Source organism: Pseudomonas sp. MM211, assembly GCF_020386635.1.
Classification (GTDB): domain Bacteria; phylum Pseudomonadota; class Gammaproteobacteria; order Pseudomonadales; family Pseudomonadaceae; genus Aquipseudomonas.
This window is the reverse complement of the sequence record NZ_CP081942.1, coordinates 4,332,399-4,350,225: the sequence shown is the minus strand read 5'-3', so window position 1 is coordinate 4,350,225 and position 17,827 is coordinate 4,332,399. Positions and strand designations below refer to the sequence as shown.

Sequence of the window (17,827 nt, the reverse complement as noted above, 5' to 3'; positions counted from 1 at the left end):
GGGGTCACCTCTTGTTTTTCAAGGCAGTGCCGAGCACTTGCAGGTAGGCGACGAGGGCGTCCATCTCGGTCTTGCCCTTCACTGCAGCCGTTGCGCCGGCGACGTCCTCATCCGTGTAGGGCACGCCGAGAAAACGCATGGCTTTGATCTTGGTGGGCGTGTCCTTGCCGTCCAGCACGTTCTCGACCAGCCACGGGTAGGAGGGCATCTTCGACTCCGGCACCACGTTGCGCGGGTTGTACAGGTGCGCGCGGTGCCACTCGTCCGAGTAGCGGCCGCCGACGCGCGCCAGATCCGGCCCGGTGCGCTTGGAGCCCCACAGGAAGGGGTGATCCCACACGCTTTCACCGGCTACCGAGTAGTGGCCGTAGCGCTCGGTTTCGGCGCGGAACGGGCGGATCATCTGCGAGTGACAACCTACGCAACCTTCCTTGATGTACACGTCGCGGCCTTCCAGCTGCAGCGCGGTGTAGGGCTTCATGCCGGCGACCGGCTCGTTGACCACATCCTGGAAGAACAGCGGGACGATCTGCGTCAGCCCGCCGATGCTCACGGCGAACACCATCAGCAGGGCCATCAGGCCGACGTTCTTTTCGATGATTTCGTGTTTCATCAGTGGGCTCCCTGTACCGAGAACTGCGCGGCCGCTTCCAGCTCTTCCGGCTTGCTGGCGCGCACGGTCTGCCAGGTGTTCCAGGCCATCAGCAGCATGCCGGCGAAGAAGATCGCGCCGCCGATCACCCGCACCACGAAGCCGGGGTGGCTGGCCTCCAGTGCCTCGACGAAGGAGTAGGTGAGCGTGCCGTCGCTGTTCACTGCACGCCACATCAGGCCCTGGGCGATGCCGTTGACCCACATCGAGGCGATGTACAGCACGGTGCCGATGGTGGCGAGCCAGAAGTGCGCGTTGATCAGGCCGATGCTGTGCATCTGCTCACGGCCGAACACCTTGGGAATCATGTGGTACAGCGAGCCGATGGAGACCATGGCGACCCAGCCGAGGGCGCCGGCATGCACGTGGCCGATGGTCCAGTCGGTGTAGTGGGACAGGGCGTTGACGGTCTTGATGGCCATCATCGGCCCCTCGAAGGTCGACATGCCGTAGAACGCCAGGGACACCACCAGAAAGCGCAGGATTGGATCCGTGCGCAACTTATGCCAGGCGCCCGACAGGGTCATCATGCCGTTGATCATGCCGCCCCAGCTCGGCGCCAGCAGCACCAGCGACATCACCATGCCCAGGCTCTGGGCCCAGTCCGGCAGCGCGGTGTAGTGCAGGTGGTGCGGGCCGGCCCAGATGTACAGGGTGATCAGCGCCCAGAAGTGCACGATTGACAGGCGATAGGAGTACACCGGGCGCCCGGCCTGCTTGGGCACGAAGTAGTACATCATCCCCAGGAAACCGGCAGTCAGGAAGAAGCCCACCGCATTGTGGCCGTACCACCACTGGATCATCGCGTCGGTGGCACCGGCATACAGCGAGTAGGACTTGGTCAGCGTGACCGGCACTTCCAGGTTATTGACCACATGCAGCAGCGCCACGGTGAGAATGAACCCGCCGAAGAACCAGTTGCCGACATAGATGTGGCTGACGTTGCGTTTGATGATGGTGCCGAAGAACACGATCGCGTAGCTGACCCAGACGATGGTGATCAGGATGTCGATCGGCCATTCCAGCTCGGCGTATTCCTTGGAGCTGGTGTAACCCAGCGGCAGGCTGATGGCCGCCAGCAGGATCACCAGTTGCCAGCCCCAGAACGTGAAGGCCGCCAGCTTGGGCGCGAACAGCGTGGCCTGGGAGGTGCGCTGTACGGCATAGTAACTGGTAGCGAACAGAGCACAGCCGCCGAAGGCGAAGATCACCGCGTTGGTGTGCAGCGGGCGCAAACGGCCGAAGCTCGTCCAGGGCAGGTCGAAGTTGAGCCACGGCCAGGCGAGTTGCGCTGCGATAAGCACGCCGAGCCCCATCCCGACTATCCCCCACACCACCGTCATGATGGCGAATTGGCGAACCACCTTGTAGTTATAGGCGGAACTGGTTGTTGTGTTCATGTCTGGGTTTCCATCCACGGTTATGGGCAGATCATCTGCAGCCCCCACGCGGATCGGAATGACCGCACGGTAATAGAGGGCTTTTTATGAGCGAGGCAAGCATGCGAGAAGGGCAGCAGAGCGGTATTGACGCCGGTCAACAGGCACAGGGAAGTCCAGCGACAGAGCTGCTGTGGGATCGGCCAACGGGCGACAGCCTGGGCACGCTGATCCTTGCCCACGGCGCCGGCGCGCCGATGGACAGCGATTTCATGAACCTGATGGCAGAGAAGCTGGCGGCCCGTGGGCTGACGGTGGTGCGCTTCGAGTTCGACTACATGGCCGCGCGCCGGCAGGACGGCAAGAAACGCCCACCCAATCCCCAGGCCAAACTGCTCGAGCGCTGGCGTGAGGTACATGCTGCCGTGCGACAACAGGTCACCGGGCCGCTGGCCATCGGCGGCAAGTCCATGGGCGGTCGCATGGCCAGCCTGCTGGCCGACGAGCTGGGCGCGGATCGGCTGATCTGTCTGGGCTATCCCTTCCACGCCATCGGCAAGGCCGACAAACCCCGCACCGCCCACCTGGCCGACCTGAAGACCCCGACCCTGATCGTCCAGGGCGAACGCGACGCCATGGGCGACCGCCATACCGTGGCGAGCTATCAGTTGTCACGAGCCATCGAACTGGTCTGGCTGACCGCCGGCGATCACGACCTCAAGCCGCTCAAGGTCTCCGGTTACAGCCATGAGCAGCATTTGGAGTCGGCCGCCGATGCCGTGGCGACATTTCTTACGCAGGGCGATTGAGGTCGCTGAGCTGTGGCCTGCTTGGCAGTCGCTTTGATGCCGAGTTGCTAGGATCCTCGTGGGGCGGGAAAGTAGGGAAAGGCAAAGGAATGCACTATCAGGATGTACTCGCAATGCACAGGAGTGCTCGGCGTTTCAAACGTATGGCGCTTTGGGCCGGCGCGCTGTTGTGCTGCATTCTGCTATTCAGCAAGAATAAGTGGTACCTGACAGGCGCCCCCGCCAACCCTGCTTCCATCGATATGATGAAAGACTTCGTGCGTGGCGCTGGCGCCGACCCCGAGTCGCTTATTCTCAGCGACCATCACGGAACCTGTGGCACCTTCACCTATATCGACCGTGACGGTAAACGCACCGCACCTCTCGGTTTCGTCGCCATTCCCGGCAAGGGAGTATCGTTAAGTCTGTTCAGTGCCGAATGGGATGCAAGTCCTTGTGCTGGACCGCGTTCCTAAGCATTGCAACGTTGCCCACGGAGTGAGCCAGTGTGCAGGGCCGTAGGCTTGTAATTGCTTCATCCGATTGATGAGGAGCCACGCTCCAAAATACCGCTTGCGCCTTGAAACTATTTTTAAGCGGCTTTAATAAGCAAAAAATATCTCTTCTGCAGACCGGCTATCGCCCGGCGTTACAACGCCTTCGCGACCATATTGTCGACGTGCCTGGCCGAGCGTAGAATCGCCGCCGCAGGCCATCCCTATACCTATAATTTTCCGCTCTCGCATCCGCCACTCCCCGCGTTCATCGCCCCGGGAGCGCGAGCTGCCGTGTGCGTGTTCGTCGTGTATGGGGCTCTATTTTTCGTTCGCTTTCTACAGCCGCTCGCTGTCATTCAGGCCGCGGGCGAAAGGCCGTTGTAGCCAGCGTTCCCCAAGGGCGGATATCACCCGAATGAACACACCCGAGCAGGCGCACAGCGGTAGCTGGCTGAGCGTGATTGCACTGGCGCTGGGCGCCTTCATTTTCAACACCACCGAATTCGTGCCGGTGGGCTTGCTGAGCCAGATCGGCCACAGCTTCGACATGACCACCGCGAGCGTCGGCCTGATGCTGACCATCTATGCCTGGGTGGTGGCCCTGGCGTCGCTGCCGCTGATGCTGCTGACCCGCAATATCGAGCGGCGCAAGCTGCTGGCTTTCGTGTTCATGCTGTTCATCGCCAGCCACGTGCTGTCGGGGATCGCCTGGAGCTTCAGCGTGCTGATGGTCAGCCGTATCGGCATCGCCCTGGCTCACGCGCTGTTCTGGGCGATTACCGCGTCCCTGGCGATCCGCGTGGCACCCGAAGGCAAGCAGGCGCAAGCCCTCGGTCTGCTGGCTACCGGCAGCGCCCTGGCCATGGTGCTGGGCATTCCTCTGGGCCGCGTGATCGGCGAGGTGCTTGGCTGGCGCACGACCTTTACCGTGATCGCTGTGGTGGCGGGCATGGTGGTGCTGTGCCTGATGAAGAACCTGCCGCTGCTGCCCAGCCAGAACTCCGGCTCGCTGCGCAGCCTGCCGGTGCTGTTCAAGCGCCCGGCGCTGGTCACCGTGTACGTGCTCACTGCGCTGGTGATTACCGCCCACTTCACCGCGTATACCTACATCGAGCCGTTCGCGCTGGAAGTCGCGGGCATCGCTGGAGACATGATCACCGTACTGCTACTGCTGTTCGGCTGTGCGGGCATCATCGGTTCCATCCTGTTCAGCCGTTACAGCGCACGCTACCCGCGCGGTTTCGTGATCGCGGCGATCAGCGTGCTGAGCCTGTGCATGCTGTTCCTGCTGCCAGTGGCTCGCGAACATGCTTACCTGGCGACGCTGAGCGTGGTCTGGGGCATCGCCATGATGTGCTTCGGTCTGGCGCTGCAGGCCAAGGTGCTGAACCTGGCCTCGGACGCCACCGATGTGGCCATGGCGCTGTTTTCCGGCATCTTCAATATCGGCATCGGCGGCGGTGCCTTGCTCGGCAGCTTGGTGAGCAGCCAGCTGGGCGTGGCCAATGTCGGCATCGTCGGCGGTATGCTCGGCATCGGTGGTTTGCTGCTGTGCTGCGTGACCACGTATCACTTTTCCAGGCCGTTCAAGCCACAGCCTCTCTAGATCGGTGCAGCAGCAGATTTAATTCTGCATCGCTCTCAGGCGTCTGCCTGAACGATCCGCGCCAGATGCTCACGGTAACGCGTCACGTCGCGCTCGACGTCAGGGCGCTTCATCACGTCCACGCAGAGGAAGGTCGGCAGGGCGCTCATGCCGAGGAACTGCTGAGACTTGTGGAACGGGAAGTAGACGGCATCCACGCCCTTGCCTTCGAAGAAGTCGCTGGGGTCGTCGAAGGCCTGCTGCGGGGCGTTCCAGGTCAGCGAGAGCATGTACTGTTTGCTGTGGATCAGGCCGCCGCTGCCGTACTGCTGTGAGGCATCGGAGCGGGTGCGACCATCGCTGGCGTACAGGTTGCCGTGGCCTTCGGTGAACACTTCGTCGATGTATTTCTTGACGATCCACGGCGCGCCCATCCACCAACCCGGCATCTGGTAGATCACTACGTCAGCCCAGAGAAATTTCTGCACCTCTTCGGCGACGTCATAACCCCCGTCGATCTCGGTGGTCTTGAACTCGACGCCGGCCCCGTCGAGAAACGCTGCGGCGGTTTCGTGCAGGGTGCGGTTGAGTCGACCATCGGAGTGGGCGAACTGCTTGCCGCCATTGAGAAGCAGAATCTTCTTCATGCTGGGTTACCCGTAACTGATTGAATGGCGTCAGGTTACGGGCTCCCATGTAGGAGAAAAATGCCTGCATGGGCAAATCACCATTGACTGAAAAGCATGAATCTCCCGCTATTTGCTGTTGTAGGGTGCAAATAGCATTCACCACGGAGATTCCCATGCACGGCTTCATTCTTCACGCTCATACCCGCCCGGAACGGGCAGAGGCTTTCGAGCAGTTGTTCCGCGGCTATGTCGAGCCAAGTCGCGCCGAGCCCGGTTGCATCGAGTACCACATGCTGCGCGATGCCGAGGATCCCACGCTGTTCATCTTCTTCGAGGTCTGGCAGTCCCGCGAGCACCTGGCGGTGCATAGCGCCTTGCCGCACATGCGCGACTTCCATGAGCGGCGCATGGAGTACCTGCGCCGGGATTTCGAGATTCGCGAGATCGAGATGCTCAGTCCGGCGTCAGCCAGGCTGGCGGATTGACGCCCAGCCACCCATCGCCGGCAAGCCGGCTCCTACAGGATCTGGGTTACCGCCAGTGCGTAGGAGCTGGCTTGCCGGCGATTGGGCCTCAGGCCTGCAGCGTGTGCCCAGCTCGTGTAGGGTGACTGGCCATGATGGGAGCAACGCGACCCTATTGGAGCGCTGCTTCGAGGTGGCTCACAGAATGACCCGCAGGCACTGGCCGGCGTGATACAGCGAGAAGCCGGTCTCGTACATGCTGCTGCGCAGCTCTGCGCCGCGCAGTGCCTGCATGGGTGAGAAGGGGATTGGCAGCGCTGCACTGTCGTCGCTCAACAGGAACTGTGCCAGGGCCTTGCCGACCACCGTACCGGTGGTGTTGCCGCGGCCGTTGTAGCCGGTGACCGCGACCAGCCCGGGGGCAGGCTCGAAAAGACGCATCAGGTGATCGGGGGTGAAGTCGATGCAGCCCGTCCAGTGCAGCTGCCATTCGACCTTGCCCAGCGCCGGGAAGTAGTGCTGCTGGATGCGGTCGGCCCAGCCGCGGATGAACCAGTCCGGCTTGTTGTTGGCGCGCCCCATGCTGCCCAGCAACAGGCGGCCATCGGCGTCGCGGCGGATGCTGCTGAGCACTGTACGCGTGTCCCAGGAACCCTGGCCGTGGCGCAGTACCTGATCGGCCGCAGCGCCCTGCAGTGGCACCGAGGCGACCTGGTAGTAATAGCCGCGGAAATAGTGACGCTGCAGCTCCGTCCATTCGCCCTCGGTGTAAGCGCCTGTGGAGATGATCACCTTCTGTGCGTTCACCGCGCCCTGGCCGCTGCGTACCTGCCAGGCATCACCACTGCGGGTCAGTGCCTTTACCGGCGAGTGTGGGTGGATCCGCCCACCGAGACGCACGACGGCGCGGGCCAGGCCCATGGTGTAGGCCATTGGGTTGATGGTGCCGGCGCGGCGGTCAAGCAGCGCGCCGGTGATTTTGTCGGTGCCGCAGTAGTCGGCACAGGCTGCCCCCGTAAGCAGTTCGACATCAGCACCGCGTCGCCGCCACTGCGCTTCGCGATCCTTGAGGTCGGCCAGGCCGGCGGCGTTGTGCGCCATGTGCAGGGTGCCATCGTTGCGTGCCTGGCAGTCGATGCCGAGGCGCTGGATTTGTGCGAATACCGCGGCGGGTGCCTGACCGAGCACCTCATTGAGGCGGCTGCCGTGGTGCTGGCCCAGGGTGGCCTCGACATCATCCGGCTTGATCCAGGTACCCGCGTTGACCAGGCCGACGTTGCGCCCCGAGCCGCCGTGGCCCACTTCATGGGCGTCGAGCACGCAGACCGTGCGCCCCTGTTCGAGCAGGTGCAAGGCGGCCGACAGCCCGGTGATGCCTGCGCCGATGATGCAGACATCTGCCTGCACATCGCCATTCAGCGGCCCGGAAAGTGATTCGCGCGGCGTAAGCGTTTCCCACAGACAGGCATGCTGCAATTGACGCATGGCGCGACCTCGCTCAGTCGAAAACGATGCCCTGGGCCAGGGGTAGCTGGCGCGAGTAATTGACGGTGTTGGTTTGCCGGCGCATGTAGGCCTTCCAGGCGTCGGAGCCGGATTCGCGACCGCCGCCGGTTTCCTTTTCGCCACCGAAGGCACCGCCGATTTCCGCACCGCTGGTGCCGATATTCACGTTGGCGATGCCGCAGTCGCTGCCCGAGGCGCTCTGGAAGCGTTCGGCCTCGCGTACGTCGAGGGTGAAGATGCACGACGACAGGCCCTGGGGCACGTCATTGTTCAGCTTCAGGGCATCCTCGAACTCGTCGTAGCTCAGCACGTAGAGAATAGGCGCAAAGGTTTCATGGCGTACGACATCGGTCTGGCCGGGCATTTCGACGATGGCCGGGCTGACGTAATAGGCATCCGGGTAACGCTCCTGCAGCTGGCGCTCGCCGCCGAATACCGTGCCGCCTTCTTCCCTGGCGCGGGCCAGGGCGCTCTGCATGGCGTCGAAGGCCTGCTTGTCCATCAGCGGATCGACCAGGTTGTCCTGGCGCGGATCACCGATGCGCACCTTGCCGTAGGCCGCCTTGAGGCGGGTGACCACCTCGTCCTTGATCGAGCGGTGGGCGATCAGGCGGCGCAGCGTGGTACAGCGTTGCCCGGCGGTGCCGACGGCGCTGAACAGGATGCCGCGCACGGCGAGGTCGAGATCGGCGCTGGGCGCCAGGATCATCGCGTTGTTGCCGCCCAGTTCGAGGATGCTGCGACCGAAGCGCGCGGCCACCCGCGGCCCGACTTCGCGGCCCATGCGGGTGCTGCCGGTGGCGCTGATCAGCGGCACGCGAGCATCGTCGACCAATGCCTCACCCGCTTCACGGTCGCCGATGATCAGCTGTGCCAGGCCTTGCGGCGCATCGCCGAACCGCTTCAGCGCCTTGTCGAACAGGGCTTGGGAGGCGAGGGCGGTCAGCGGGGTTTTTTCCGAGGGCTTCCAGATCACCGCATTACCGGCTACCAGCGCCAGGGTGGTGTTCCAGGCCCAGACCGCGACGGGGAAATTGAAGGCGCTTATCACCCCGACCACACCCAGCGGGTGCCAGGTTTCACGCATATGGTGGCCAGGGCGTTCGGAGGCGATGGTCAGGCCGTACAGCTGGCGCGACAGGCCGACGGCGAAGTCACAGATGTCGATCATCTCCTGCACTTCACCCAGGCCTTCCTGGGTGATCTTGCCGGCCTCGATGGACACCAGTTCGCCCAGTGCAGCCTTATGCTCGCGCAGCACCTCACCGAAGATACGCACCAGCTCGCCGCGGCGGGGGGCAGGCACGTCACGCCAGGCCAGAAACGCCTGGTGGCCGGTGGCGATCTTGGCGCGCACCGCTTCGGCGTTTTCCAGGCTTACCCCGGCGATCCGGCTACCGTCGATTGGCGTGTAGACGGCATGTTCGCCGCTCTGGAAGGCGTGTGGCTCTACACCGAGGCTTTCGAGCAGTTGACCGAGCATCGTTCTCTCCTGCGTTGCAGCCTGGCGACGATCTGGCGTGCTGGGTGCCCGATCGTCGGCAGGCTCTGAATAGGGGCGTCGTTTACAGCGACTTCACGCAGTATCGACCCGAATGTTTTTTTCGAACAAACGACCTTTACGCACCACATCATTCCCCCAGAGAATGAACCATCGCTGCCCGAGCTCTCGGAGTTTTCATGTCCAAACGCCTGCTTCCCACCATGGCCGCCCTGCAGTGCTTCGAGTCGGCAGCCCGACACATGAGCTTTACCCGCGCCGCCGAGGAGCTGCACCTGACCCAGAGCGCGGTCAGCAAGCAGGTCGCGCAACTCGAGGAGATGCTCCAGCACCTGCTGTTTCATCGCATTCGTCGGCGCCTGCAGCTGACCCCCGCGGGCGAGCTGTATCTGGCCGAGGTCGACAAGATCCTCACTCAGGTCGATATCTCCAGCCGCTACATCCTCTCCTACGGTGGCGAGACCGAGGTGCTGCGAGTATCCACCCAGCCCACTTTCGGGGTGCGCTGGCTGATCCCCAATCTCAAGGGGTTCTCCAAGGCGCACCCGAACATTCATCTCGATATCCGCAACGAGCTGGAGCCCTTCGACCTCGTCCAGGCCAAGGCCGACGTGGCGTTCTTCTATGGCAATGGCACCTGGCCCGGCGCGGTATGCACCGAGCTGTTCGGCGAGGACGTGATCGCGGTCTGTGCGCCGTCTATCCTGCCAGCTGCGGCGTTCACCAGCGCCGGCGACTTGACCTCGCTGGTGCTGTTGCAGTGCGCCTCACGGCCCGAAGCCTGGCACCAGTGGTTCGACGAGCAGGGCATCGATACCGAGTACAGCTACCACGGCCCACGCTTCGACACCTTCTATATGTGCATTCGCGCTGCTCAGGATGGTTGCGGGGTGGCGCTGGTACCGCGTTTTTTGGTCGAGGACGAGCTGGCCGAAGGCAAACTGGTGATCCCCTGGCAGCACCTGAAGGTCAGCGAAGGCGCGCACTACATCGCCTGCGCCGAACAGTCGCTGGAGTTGCCGAAGGTGCGGGCGCTGGTCGAGTGGGTGCTGGACAAGGCCGGAGTGGAAAGCGCCGTGCGACGATGATCGTCGTGCAGCATTCCCTGGCGGAATGAAAAGCTGACGAGATGTCGGTTGCCAGGCACCGGCGGGCTGCGCAGAATCCTGATCAGGTGGCAGCCGGCCGCTGGCTCTGATTCGAGGGAGAAACCATACGCCATGAACACCTCCGCGTTCGTCAGCCCGGACAGTATCCGCGCGCAGTTTTCCCGTGCCATGTCCGATCTCTACCGGAGCGAAGTGCCGCTCTACGGCGCGCTGCTGGAGCTGGTGGCGCAGACCAATGCGCAGGTCATGCAGGGCCAACCCAAGGTTGCCGAGCATCTGCGCCTTACCGGCGAGATCGAGCGGTTGGACGTGGAGCGCCACGGCGCCATTCGCCTGGGTACGCCCGAAGAACTGTCGACCATTCGCCGGCTGTTCGCGGTGATGGGCATGCAGCCGGTGGGCTATTACGACCTGGCCCCGGCAGGGGTGCCGGTGCATTCCACGGCGTTTCGCGCCACCCATGAAGCGTCGCTGCAGGCCAGCCCGTTCCGGGTGTTCACTTCGCTGCTGCGTCTGGAGCTGATCGAGGATGCCGGATTGCGCGGCATGGCCGCCGAATTGCTGGCCAGGCGGCGCATCTTCACCCCGCGTGCCATCGAACTGATCGAGCAGTGCGAGGCCGCTGGCGGCCTGCTGGCCAGCGAGGCGGACGAGTTCGTCGGCGAGGCGCTGGAGACGTTCCGCTGGCACACCCAGGCGACGGTCAGCGCAGAGCAGTATCGGCAACTGCACGATCAGCATCGCCTGATCGCCGATGTGGTGGCCTTCAAGGGGCCACACATCAATCACCTGACACCGCGCACCCTGGATATCGATGCGATTCAGGCCGGTATGCCGCGCCACGGCATCACTCCCAAGGCGGTGATCGAAGGGCCGCCGCGGCGCAACTGCCCGATCCTGCTGCGCCAGACCAGTTTCAAGGCGCTGCAGGAGCCTGTGGCCTTCGTCGGCCAGGACGGGCCGCAGGGGAGTCACACCGCCCGTTTCGGCGAGATCGAACAGCGCGGTGCGGCGCTGACGCCGAAAGGTCGCGAACTCTACGACCGCCTGCTCGACAGCGCCCGCGAGGCCCTGGGTGAAACGCCCAGCGAAGCCAATGCCGAGCGTTACGACGCGCTGATGGCCGAACACTTTCAGGCGTTCCCGGATGACCACGAGTCGATGCGCCGCGAGGGCCTGGCGTATTTCCGTTACTTCTCCACGCCGCAGGGCATCGCCGCAGCGCAGCAACAGGCGTTTCCAGAGGGGTTGGATGTACTGATCGAGGCCGGGCATGTGCGCGTTGAACCACTGGTTTACGAGGACTTTCTGCCGGTCAGTGCTGCGGGCATCTTCCAGTCCAACCTGGGCGAGGGCGCCCAGGCCGATTACGCCATCGACTCCAATCAGGCGGACTTCCAGGCTGCTTTGGGCGCCGAGGTGCAGGACGAGCTTGGCTTATACGCCGACACCCAGCGTCGCTCGCTACAGGCTTGCGCCAAGGCTTTGGGTCTCGACTCACTGAGCTGACACCTAAGAACCTGTTCACTATCTTTCTGGGCATGCGTACGGGCAACTACAAGGCAAGAGCGGTCGTTCGCGTAGCTCGTGGGAGGGGCTTTAGCCGCGAGCTCTTTACGCCTAGATAGGCACAATCGCGGCTAAAGCCCCTCCCACATAAAGAAAAGCAGCAGCGCCTGATGACCGCTTTCGCCACGTCGCAATCAAAATAGATAAAGCCCGGCATGGAGATCGTGAACAGGCTCTAAGAGGCTGGACATTCTGCGCCGCTGACGCCAAGGTCGCCTCTTTGCGTAAGTCGAGAGCGATCCATGTTCAAACGCAGTCTGGCGTTCGTCCTTCTGGCTGTTTTCCAGGTATCCCCCGCGCTGGCCTGTGCGCCCGGCGAAACCCAGGTCTGCCTGGGCGGCTGCATTTGCGTACCCGACCCGAACGGCGTGCTCGGGCCGATGCAGGAGCGTGCCGGAACGATCTCGGCCAAGGCGCTGGAAGCTTGGATTCTGCGATCGCGTGCGTCGGCCGCGCGCGGGGGGACATTGCCGATTCCTTTCGAAATCCGTCGTCAGCTACTGCCGTTCTATCCGGCCGAATTGCTCGATGCCGTGCGCTACAAGGTCGGTGATACCGATGAACTGAGCGCCGCCCGAAACGTGATGCAGAACCCCGACATCAAGGCCGTCACCCTGGTCGATATCATCGTGTTTCGCAACGCTCAAATGGCCGAGCAAGATGCGGCCCTGTGGGCCCACGAGCTGCTGCACGTGCAGCAATACCGGGAGTGGGGCAGTGCCGGCTTCGCCGCGCGTTACAGCCGCGACTTCAACGCCGTAGAAGCGCCGGCCTATCGTCGACAGGCAGAGATCGCGCGCCTATTGCGCGAGCAGGGGCGCAACTAGTCGCGCCTACTCCGCGCGCTTGGCTCGCAGTGCGATCACGCACAACACGCTGGCCGCCAGGTTGACGGTCACCGGGTTGAAGGCCTCCGCCAGCAACTCCGGAACGAAGATCGCCACATCCACCAGCAACAGAATCAGCGCGGCCAGGGCCAGCCACAGCGGCCAGCGCTGGCGACGCAGCAGCACGATGGCGAGCCCCAGCAGAATCTCGGCAACGCCCGCCAGCGCAGCCACTGCATGAGGCAGGCCATGGGCGTCGAGCATGCGCAGTTCGGTGGGGCTGAGAAACAGCAACTTCGGCACCAGGCCGTGGTAGATGAAGATCACCCCCAGGGTCAGGCGCGCCAGCAAGGCATCAGTCATGCAGGAAGCGCTCACGGTCTTCGGGGCGCGGCAACGGGCAGTGCGCGTGGCGGCCGAACAGGCGATAACGGTTGCGGGCGATAGGATCGTAAGCCCAGTCGCGCACGCGTCGCGGTATGACACGTAGCAGCGTCGCCCAGCGCCACGGAGCCGGCAACTGCCGAAGGATCGCCAGAATCGCATCGCTGCGCTTCAACGCCCGATCACCCTCGACATAGAGCAGCGTGTCGAAATGATCCAGCGGCATGCCGAACCAGGCCAGGATCGCCTGGCCTTGGGTGGATTGCACGCTGCACAGCTTGAGTTTGCCAGCGCGGTCATGGCGGATCAGAAATCGGCTCCAGCCATTGCACAGTTTGCAGACACCATCGAACAGCACGACCCGATCACCGGGCTGCAAGTAAGGTGGGTAAGCCATTGATATCCCTCGCACTGACGATGCACTCAGAGTAACGCAGCGGCAGGCCTAGTAATGGATATCTTCACGTGCATGTGAGCACTGACGAACCAGTGCGTAGATGGACACGGCAAGCAATACGAAGATGGCAGCGATGCACGACGTGAACACCAGGAAGTTCATGCGGCTATGTTCGTAGATTTCACGAGGTATGTGAAAACTGGGCAGTAGAGGTGAGTGCATGATCTCGATGCTCTGGCCCACGGCGTGAGCTGCCGTGGTGGGCAGCCGGTACTGCTCGGCCACACCGTTGAGCTGCAATGCGTCAGACGTGCTGAAGCTGTACTCGTAAAGCTCCACGCTACTGTTTCCCTGCATGGTCTTTACGGAAGTAACAACACCTTCGGCAGTCGTCGGCCACACCTTTATGATCGCGATAGTGGCACCGCTCTGTGCCAGAAAGGCGATGAAGGCGAAGGCGGGAATCATCCAGATGGCAAGTGAGGACAGTGTGAACAGGAAGTCGCGCTGTTCTTCTCGCGGGTAGTACACCATTGTCATTCCTTTGAAGGCACACGTGGCCATAAGTGGGGCGAGCTTTTGCGCTCGCCCCATTCGAACGTCAGATCAGCTTCTGACGTGCTGCTTCTTCCAGACTGCTGCGGGTCAGCTGAACAAGGATGTTATCCGCCGACTCGTTGAACGGTAGGGCGAAGATCAGCAGCAACTGCATCCAAGTGGTGATGGTTTCGCTCTTCTCCACCTTGCCGAGCAGTTTGCCGTCAGCGTCCTTGAACTGCATTTCCATGGTCAGTTCATTCTTGAACCGGCCAGGAATGATGAAGAAGGTAGCGCCGGTGACCACTGCGCTGAACATGCTGCCGCGCTCATGGTTGGTTACACGTGCATTGATGTAAACATCCGAGCGCTCCTTGGCCGTGGTCACGGCGCTGAAGCGTCCGCTGTCTTTGAGTTGCTGGATCAGCAGGTTTTCGAGATTGGTCTGATCGAAGCCGCCGGCGCGATTCTGTTCGTTGAACAGGTAGCGGCTTTCGACTTTCAACTGAGCGGTCGGTTTGGCCTCGGCAGGTGCTGCCAGCGGCCATTGTTCGACTGGTACCAGATCGTGATTCGAATAGGAGGCGCAGCCGGTCAGGGTGAGCAGGGCAGTGGCCAGAATGGCGGAAAACAGCTTGTTCATGGTGTACGTCCTTGTCAGGGCTTGGCGAGTTTGCGAGTGGCGTCTTGCAGCAGTTGCTCGACCAACTGGTTCAACTGATCGGCGCCGAGCGAGGTGTTGAAGTAATCGTTGTCCCACAGGCCGGTGTTCTGGTTCAGTTTCACCGCCTGCTCGCTGCTGCTCAGTAGCTTGCCGTGGGCATCGACGATCTGCAGGTTGCCGGCGAGGTCGTATTTGTCGACGTAGATGGGGCCGTTCACCCAGATCCACACGGTCAGGGTCAGCAGGGCGCCGGGAAAGTAGGCCGGGTGTGGCGTGCGTTTGGCTTTCAGCGAGGTAAAAGTGAACTTCAGACCGACGTCCTGCTCACCAAGGGTGGCAGGAAAGCTGATCACTTCCTCGAAGTACTCACCGCGCTCTACGCGGCGGGCCAACTGCTCGGTGAATTGCGCGCTGAGGGTCTTGCGCAGCGCGTCTTTGACTTTGCTGTCGGTAATCACAACGTCGTCGATCATCGCTGCGCGAGGCTGGGTGATCGTGGCTTTCTGAGCGGGGTCGCCGATAGGGCCAGCGGGTACGAAGGACACACAGCCGGTCAGCGTCAGCAATAAAGAAATGGTGCAGAGATAAAGCAGCTTTTTCATGCTTCTTCCTTGAAAAAAACAGGAGCGGGGAGGGAACGCTACGCAGGCATCTGATGCTCTGGCCTGCGAGGGGGCGCCATCTTAGAACTCATGCAGTGATGAAGCCAGTACTGTGGTCACGTTTGTGAGGCAAGCCCGATCCGGCGTTTTACCGAATGAGGTTTTCGAAGTATTGAGTGGTCGCTGATGTGTGCGGTGAGAGTGCCGCGAGTCGGTATTTGTTGTCGCACTTTCATAGAGGGCTAATGTCAATTTGCTTCCACGTTGTCGGCTCATCAGCGTCGCGCCTTTTTTAATCTGAAACTCTCATGGCTGTGCACCTGCCCTCTATGCTTTATGGCAGATCGGCAATGCAGTCGCGCTGTTCTTGAGGTCGCTCAATAAAACGCCTGAGTGGCCGATGACCTCTTACAAGATTGCTTAGGGAGAATGAGCATGTTCGGTAGTCGCTTGAAAAAAGAGTTGCAGACCAAGGATGCCGAACTGTCATTGCTGCGGCAGCTGTACCAGGGTATCCAGACCGAGATGATCATGCTGACGGTCGATCCCGAGTATCGAATCATCGATTGCAATGCCAACTTCACCCGCTTCGTCGGTTATAGCGTCGAGCAGCTGAGCAACCGGCCGATGAGCGATATCGTGCCGCCATACGTGAAGACCTTGCCGTGCTTCAAGAACCTGCGCGAGTCGGTTCGAACCGGTGGTTCGGTGCGTGACCGCTATCGGTTCCTGCGCGCAGATGGCGCGCTGGTATGGATTCAGGCCTGCTGGCAACCTGTGGTGGACGAGAGCGGCGTGGTGCGGCGTATCCAGTGCTTCGGGACAGAAATTACCGAGACCATGAACCGGGCACGGGAGAACGAGGACTTCATCAACGCGCTGCTGCGTTCTACGGCCGTGATCGAGTTCGACCTCAGTGGCAATGTACTGACCGCCAACGATCAGTTTCTGCAGGCCATGGGTTATGGTCTGGAGCGCATCAAGGGCAAGCACCACAGCCTGTTTTGCGATCCTCAGGAAACCCATACTCCCCAGTACAAGCAGTTCTGGGAGCGCCTCAATCGGGGCGAGTTCGTCGCTGGCCGCTTCAAGCGCATCGACAGCCATGGCCGGGTGGTCTGGCTGGAAGCGACCTACAACCCGGTACACGACACTCAGGACAAACTCTACAAGGTGGTCAAGTTCGCCACCGTTATCACTGACCAGGTCAACCGTGAGGAAGAGGTCAACGACGCTGCCGGCATCGCCTACGGGATTTCCCAGCAGACCGACACCACGGCTCAGCGTGGCGCCCAGGTGGTGACCGATACCGTGCAGACCATGCAGCGCATTTCCGAGGAAATGACCTCCGCATCCCAGGGCATCGAAGCGCTGGGCAAGCAGTCAGTGCTGATCAGCACCATGGTGCAGACCATCGGCAGCATCGCCCAGCAGACCAACCTGCTGGCGCTCAACGCCGCCATCGAAGCAGCACGTGCCGGTGAGCAGGGCCGTGGTTTTGCCGTAGTCGCCGATGAAGTTCGACAACTGGCCAGCCGCACGAGTAGCGCCACCGAGGAAATCGTCGGCGTGGTTCAGGAAAACCAGAAGCTGGTGGACGCTGCGGTACGCGATATGGCCAGCAGCCGTACCCAGGCCGAAGCCGGTCTGGAGCTTGCCAACGAGGCCGGCGAGGTGATCGTCGAAATCCGCCAGGGCGCCAAGCAGGTGCTGGCCGCTGTTGAGCGATTTGCCAGTCAGTTGAAGTAGTTGTTGGCGAGCAAATAGGGCCGCGCTCTCGTGGCCCTGTTTTATTTCGGGGTCAACTCGCTGGTTGATTCGCCAGGGCTTCGAGCGCCGTCATGCACCAGCTATGAAGATTGTCGATCTTGAACTCGGCTTCTTCGCTATCTGTAATCTCGACCTCGAGCACCGCGCGATCTCCCGAATTGTCGAACAGGTATGCGCGGCTGGATGCTTGTATGGCTTCGGGTAGCAACCCAAGAGTACGCCAGTAACGCTCGACGATTTTGTCTTCAGGAACGCCATGGCCTCCATCGCTCACGCGGTTGGCGACCCGGTTTATGTTGATTGCGGGATCTTCCGTGGCGACGAAATAGAGATAGGTGCGATAGCCTTTGGTTCGTGCCATCTTGATGAACTCCACCTTGTCAGGTGATGACATAACCGTCTCAAAGGTGAAACTGGCCTTCCTGGCGATCAATTCGTGGCGGATGAAGTCTGCAATCACTGAGGCATGATAGGAGTTCATCACAATGCCATTGAACACGATGAATTGGCCGTCGACAGCTATCTGCCCCACCTGATTTTTCAGCCCCGCATGCAGAACCAATCCATGATTGGCGAAGAACGCTTGAAATATATCTTGGCTGGTCGCCACTTCGAAAGGTGTCAGATCCACCCGGCCGGTGGCTTTGACCTCCTTCTCGATTTCATCGGCATTGACGTAGATATAGATCAGGTGTGCTGGCAAAACATCCTTGATGGTGCTCTTACCCGATCCGTTAGGGCCGGCAAAGACGCGAAGCCTCGGTACCGACATGTCTCTACGCCGACCGAATCTTGAAAGGTTGTCCTTTTTTCACCTTGTGCAAGGGAGGTGCTGCACCGATGACTTGCACTTCTCCGTCCGCATTCGTCGCTACGAGCTGCGAGCCTTGTGTGCGAATTACGGTATGTCCGGCAGCCAAAGCTTTCACGTAGGCTGTGTGTGTGGCGCCTGTCGCCAGCTCTGGGA

At 61.6% G+C, this 17,827-nt stretch carries 19 protein-coding genes and 1 pseudogene; 9 read left to right on the top strand and 11 right to left on the bottom strand.

Annotated elements, in window-relative coordinates:
- Positions 1-4: 4 nt before the first annotated feature.
- Positions 5-613 carry a cytochrome-c oxidase, cbb3-type subunit II gene (gene ccoO, locus K5Q02_RS20015; RefSeq protein ID WP_225833525.1) on the bottom strand — a complete coding sequence of 203 codons (609 nt, stop codon included), beginning with the start codon at positions 611-613 and terminating at the stop codon, positions 5-7.
- Positions 613-2,052 carry a cytochrome-c oxidase, cbb3-type subunit I gene (gene ccoN / locus K5Q02_RS20010; protein WP_225833523.1) on the bottom strand — a complete coding sequence of 480 codons (1,440 nt, stop codon included), beginning with the start codon at positions 2,050-2,052 and terminating at the stop codon, positions 613-615. Before ccoN ends, ccoO begins: the two co-directional genes overlap by 1 nt.
- Before the next feature lie 101 nt (positions 2,053-2,153).
- Here ccoN and K5Q02_RS20005 point away from each other — a divergent pair, with 101 nt between their 5' ends.
- From K5Q02_RS20005 to K5Q02_RS19995, 3 genes are all read left to right on the top strand, one after another.
- Positions 2,154-2,840 (top strand): alpha/beta family hydrolase, encoded by a 687-nt coding sequence (locus K5Q02_RS20005; RefSeq protein ID WP_225839788.1) that lies wholly within the window; start codon positions 2,154-2,156, stop codon positions 2,838-2,840.
- 113 nt (positions 2,841-2,953) lie between these two features.
- Entirely contained in the window at positions 2,954-3,295 is a 342-nt protein-coding gene (locus tag K5Q02_RS20000) for a hypothetical protein (protein WP_225833521.1), read from the top strand.
- A 436-nt stretch (positions 3,296-3,731) separates the two neighbouring features.
- Positions 3,732-4,922, top strand: coding sequence for a sugar transporter (locus tag K5Q02_RS19995; protein ID WP_225833520.1), 1,191 nt, complete (start codon positions 3,732-3,734; stop codon positions 4,920-4,922).
- A gap of 35 nt (positions 4,923-4,957) precedes the next feature.
- Here the strand turns inward: K5Q02_RS19995 and K5Q02_RS19990 are convergent, their stop codons facing one another.
- On the bottom strand, positions 4,958-5,548 hold the full coding sequence (locus K5Q02_RS19990; RefSeq protein ID WP_225833518.1) for an NAD(P)H-dependent oxidoreductase: 591 nt from the start codon (positions 5,546-5,548) through the stop codon (positions 4,958-4,960).
- 155 nt (positions 5,549-5,703) lie between these two features.
- Here K5Q02_RS19990 and K5Q02_RS19985 point away from each other — a divergent pair, with 155 nt between their 5' ends.
- Complete coding sequence (locus K5Q02_RS19985; protein ID WP_225833516.1) at positions 5,704-6,015, top strand: putative quinol monooxygenase; 312 nt, start codon at positions 5,704-5,706, stop codon at positions 6,013-6,015.
- Between the two features lie 177 nt (positions 6,016-6,192).
- Here K5Q02_RS19985 and amaA read toward each other — a convergent pair whose 3' ends face one another.
- Positions 6,193-7,479, bottom strand: coding sequence for an L-pipecolate oxidase (gene amaA / locus K5Q02_RS19980; protein WP_225833514.1), 1,287 nt, complete (start codon positions 7,477-7,479; stop codon positions 6,193-6,195).
- Between the two features lie 13 nt (positions 7,480-7,492).
- Positions 7,493-8,983, bottom strand: coding sequence for an L-piperidine-6-carboxylate dehydrogenase (amaB, locus tag K5Q02_RS19975; RefSeq protein WP_225833512.1), 1,491 nt, complete (start codon positions 8,981-8,983; stop codon positions 7,493-7,495).
- A gap of 197 nt (positions 8,984-9,180) precedes the next feature.
- On the opposite strand from amaB, the gene K5Q02_RS19970 reads away from it, so the two are divergent.
- From K5Q02_RS19970 to K5Q02_RS19960, 3 genes are all read left to right on the top strand, one after another.
- Complete coding sequence (locus tag K5Q02_RS19970) at positions 9,181-10,089, top strand: LysR substrate-binding domain-containing protein (protein ID WP_225833510.1); 909 nt, start codon at positions 9,181-9,183, stop codon at positions 10,087-10,089.
- 132 nt (positions 10,090-10,221) lie between these two features.
- Positions 10,222-11,619: a 2-oxoadipate dioxygenase/decarboxylase HglS gene (gene hglS / locus K5Q02_RS19965; RefSeq protein WP_225833509.1), complete on the top strand. Its 1,398-nt coding sequence runs from the start codon at positions 10,222-10,224 to the stop codon at positions 11,617-11,619.
- A gap of 302 nt (positions 11,620-11,921) precedes the next feature.
- Complete coding sequence (locus tag K5Q02_RS19960) at positions 11,922-12,506, top strand: eCIS core domain-containing protein (RefSeq protein WP_225833507.1); 585 nt, start codon at positions 11,922-11,924, stop codon at positions 12,504-12,506.
- A gap of 6 nt (positions 12,507-12,512) precedes the next feature.
- Here K5Q02_RS19960 and K5Q02_RS19955 read toward each other — a convergent pair whose 3' ends face one another.
- The 5 genes from K5Q02_RS19955 to K5Q02_RS19935 form a co-directional block, all read right to left on the bottom strand.
- A complete protein-coding gene (locus tag K5Q02_RS19955) occupies positions 12,513-12,869 on the bottom strand; it encodes a DoxX-like family protein (RefSeq protein WP_225833505.1) in 357 nt (118 codons plus the stop codon).
- Entirely contained in the window at positions 12,862-13,287 is a 426-nt protein-coding gene (locus K5Q02_RS19950) for a thiol-disulfide oxidoreductase DCC family protein (protein ID WP_225833503.1), read from the bottom strand. The genes K5Q02_RS19955 and K5Q02_RS19950 overlap by 8 nt, the downstream gene beginning before the upstream one ends.
- A 48-nt stretch (positions 13,288-13,335) precedes the next feature.
- Positions 13,336-13,821 (bottom strand): hypothetical protein, encoded by a 486-nt coding sequence (locus tag K5Q02_RS19945; protein ID WP_225833502.1) that lies wholly within the window; start codon positions 13,819-13,821, stop codon positions 13,336-13,338.
- Positions 13,822-13,888: 67 nt separating this feature from the next.
- A complete protein-coding gene (locus K5Q02_RS19940) occupies positions 13,889-14,467 on the bottom strand; it encodes a hypothetical protein (protein WP_225833500.1) in 579 nt (192 codons plus the stop codon).
- A gap of 14 nt (positions 14,468-14,481) precedes the next feature.
- A complete protein-coding gene (locus tag K5Q02_RS19935; protein ID WP_225833498.1) occupies positions 14,482-15,090 on the bottom strand; it encodes a hypothetical protein in 609 nt (202 codons plus the stop codon).
- Between the two features lie 429 nt (positions 15,091-15,519).
- Between K5Q02_RS19935 and K5Q02_RS24665 the strand changes: the two are divergent.
- Both K5Q02_RS24665 and K5Q02_RS24660 read left to right on the top strand, forming a co-directional pair.
- Positions 15,520-16,254, top strand: a pseudogene (locus K5Q02_RS24665) (PAS domain-containing protein); the annotation flags it as partial.
- Positions 16,255-16,263: 9 nt separating this feature from the next.
- Positions 16,264-16,839: a methyl-accepting chemotaxis protein gene (locus K5Q02_RS24660; RefSeq protein WP_442964021.1), complete on the top strand. Its 576-nt coding sequence runs from the start codon at positions 16,264-16,266 to the stop codon at positions 16,837-16,839.
- Between the two features lie 52 nt (positions 16,840-16,891).
- Here the strand turns inward: K5Q02_RS24660 and K5Q02_RS19925 are convergent, their stop codons facing one another.
- Positions 16,892-17,632, bottom strand: a complete 741-nt coding sequence (locus K5Q02_RS19925; protein WP_225833494.1) for a zeta toxin family protein — start codon at positions 17,630-17,632, stop codon at positions 16,892-16,894.
- Between the last annotated feature and the right edge of the window lie 195 nt (positions 17,633-17,827).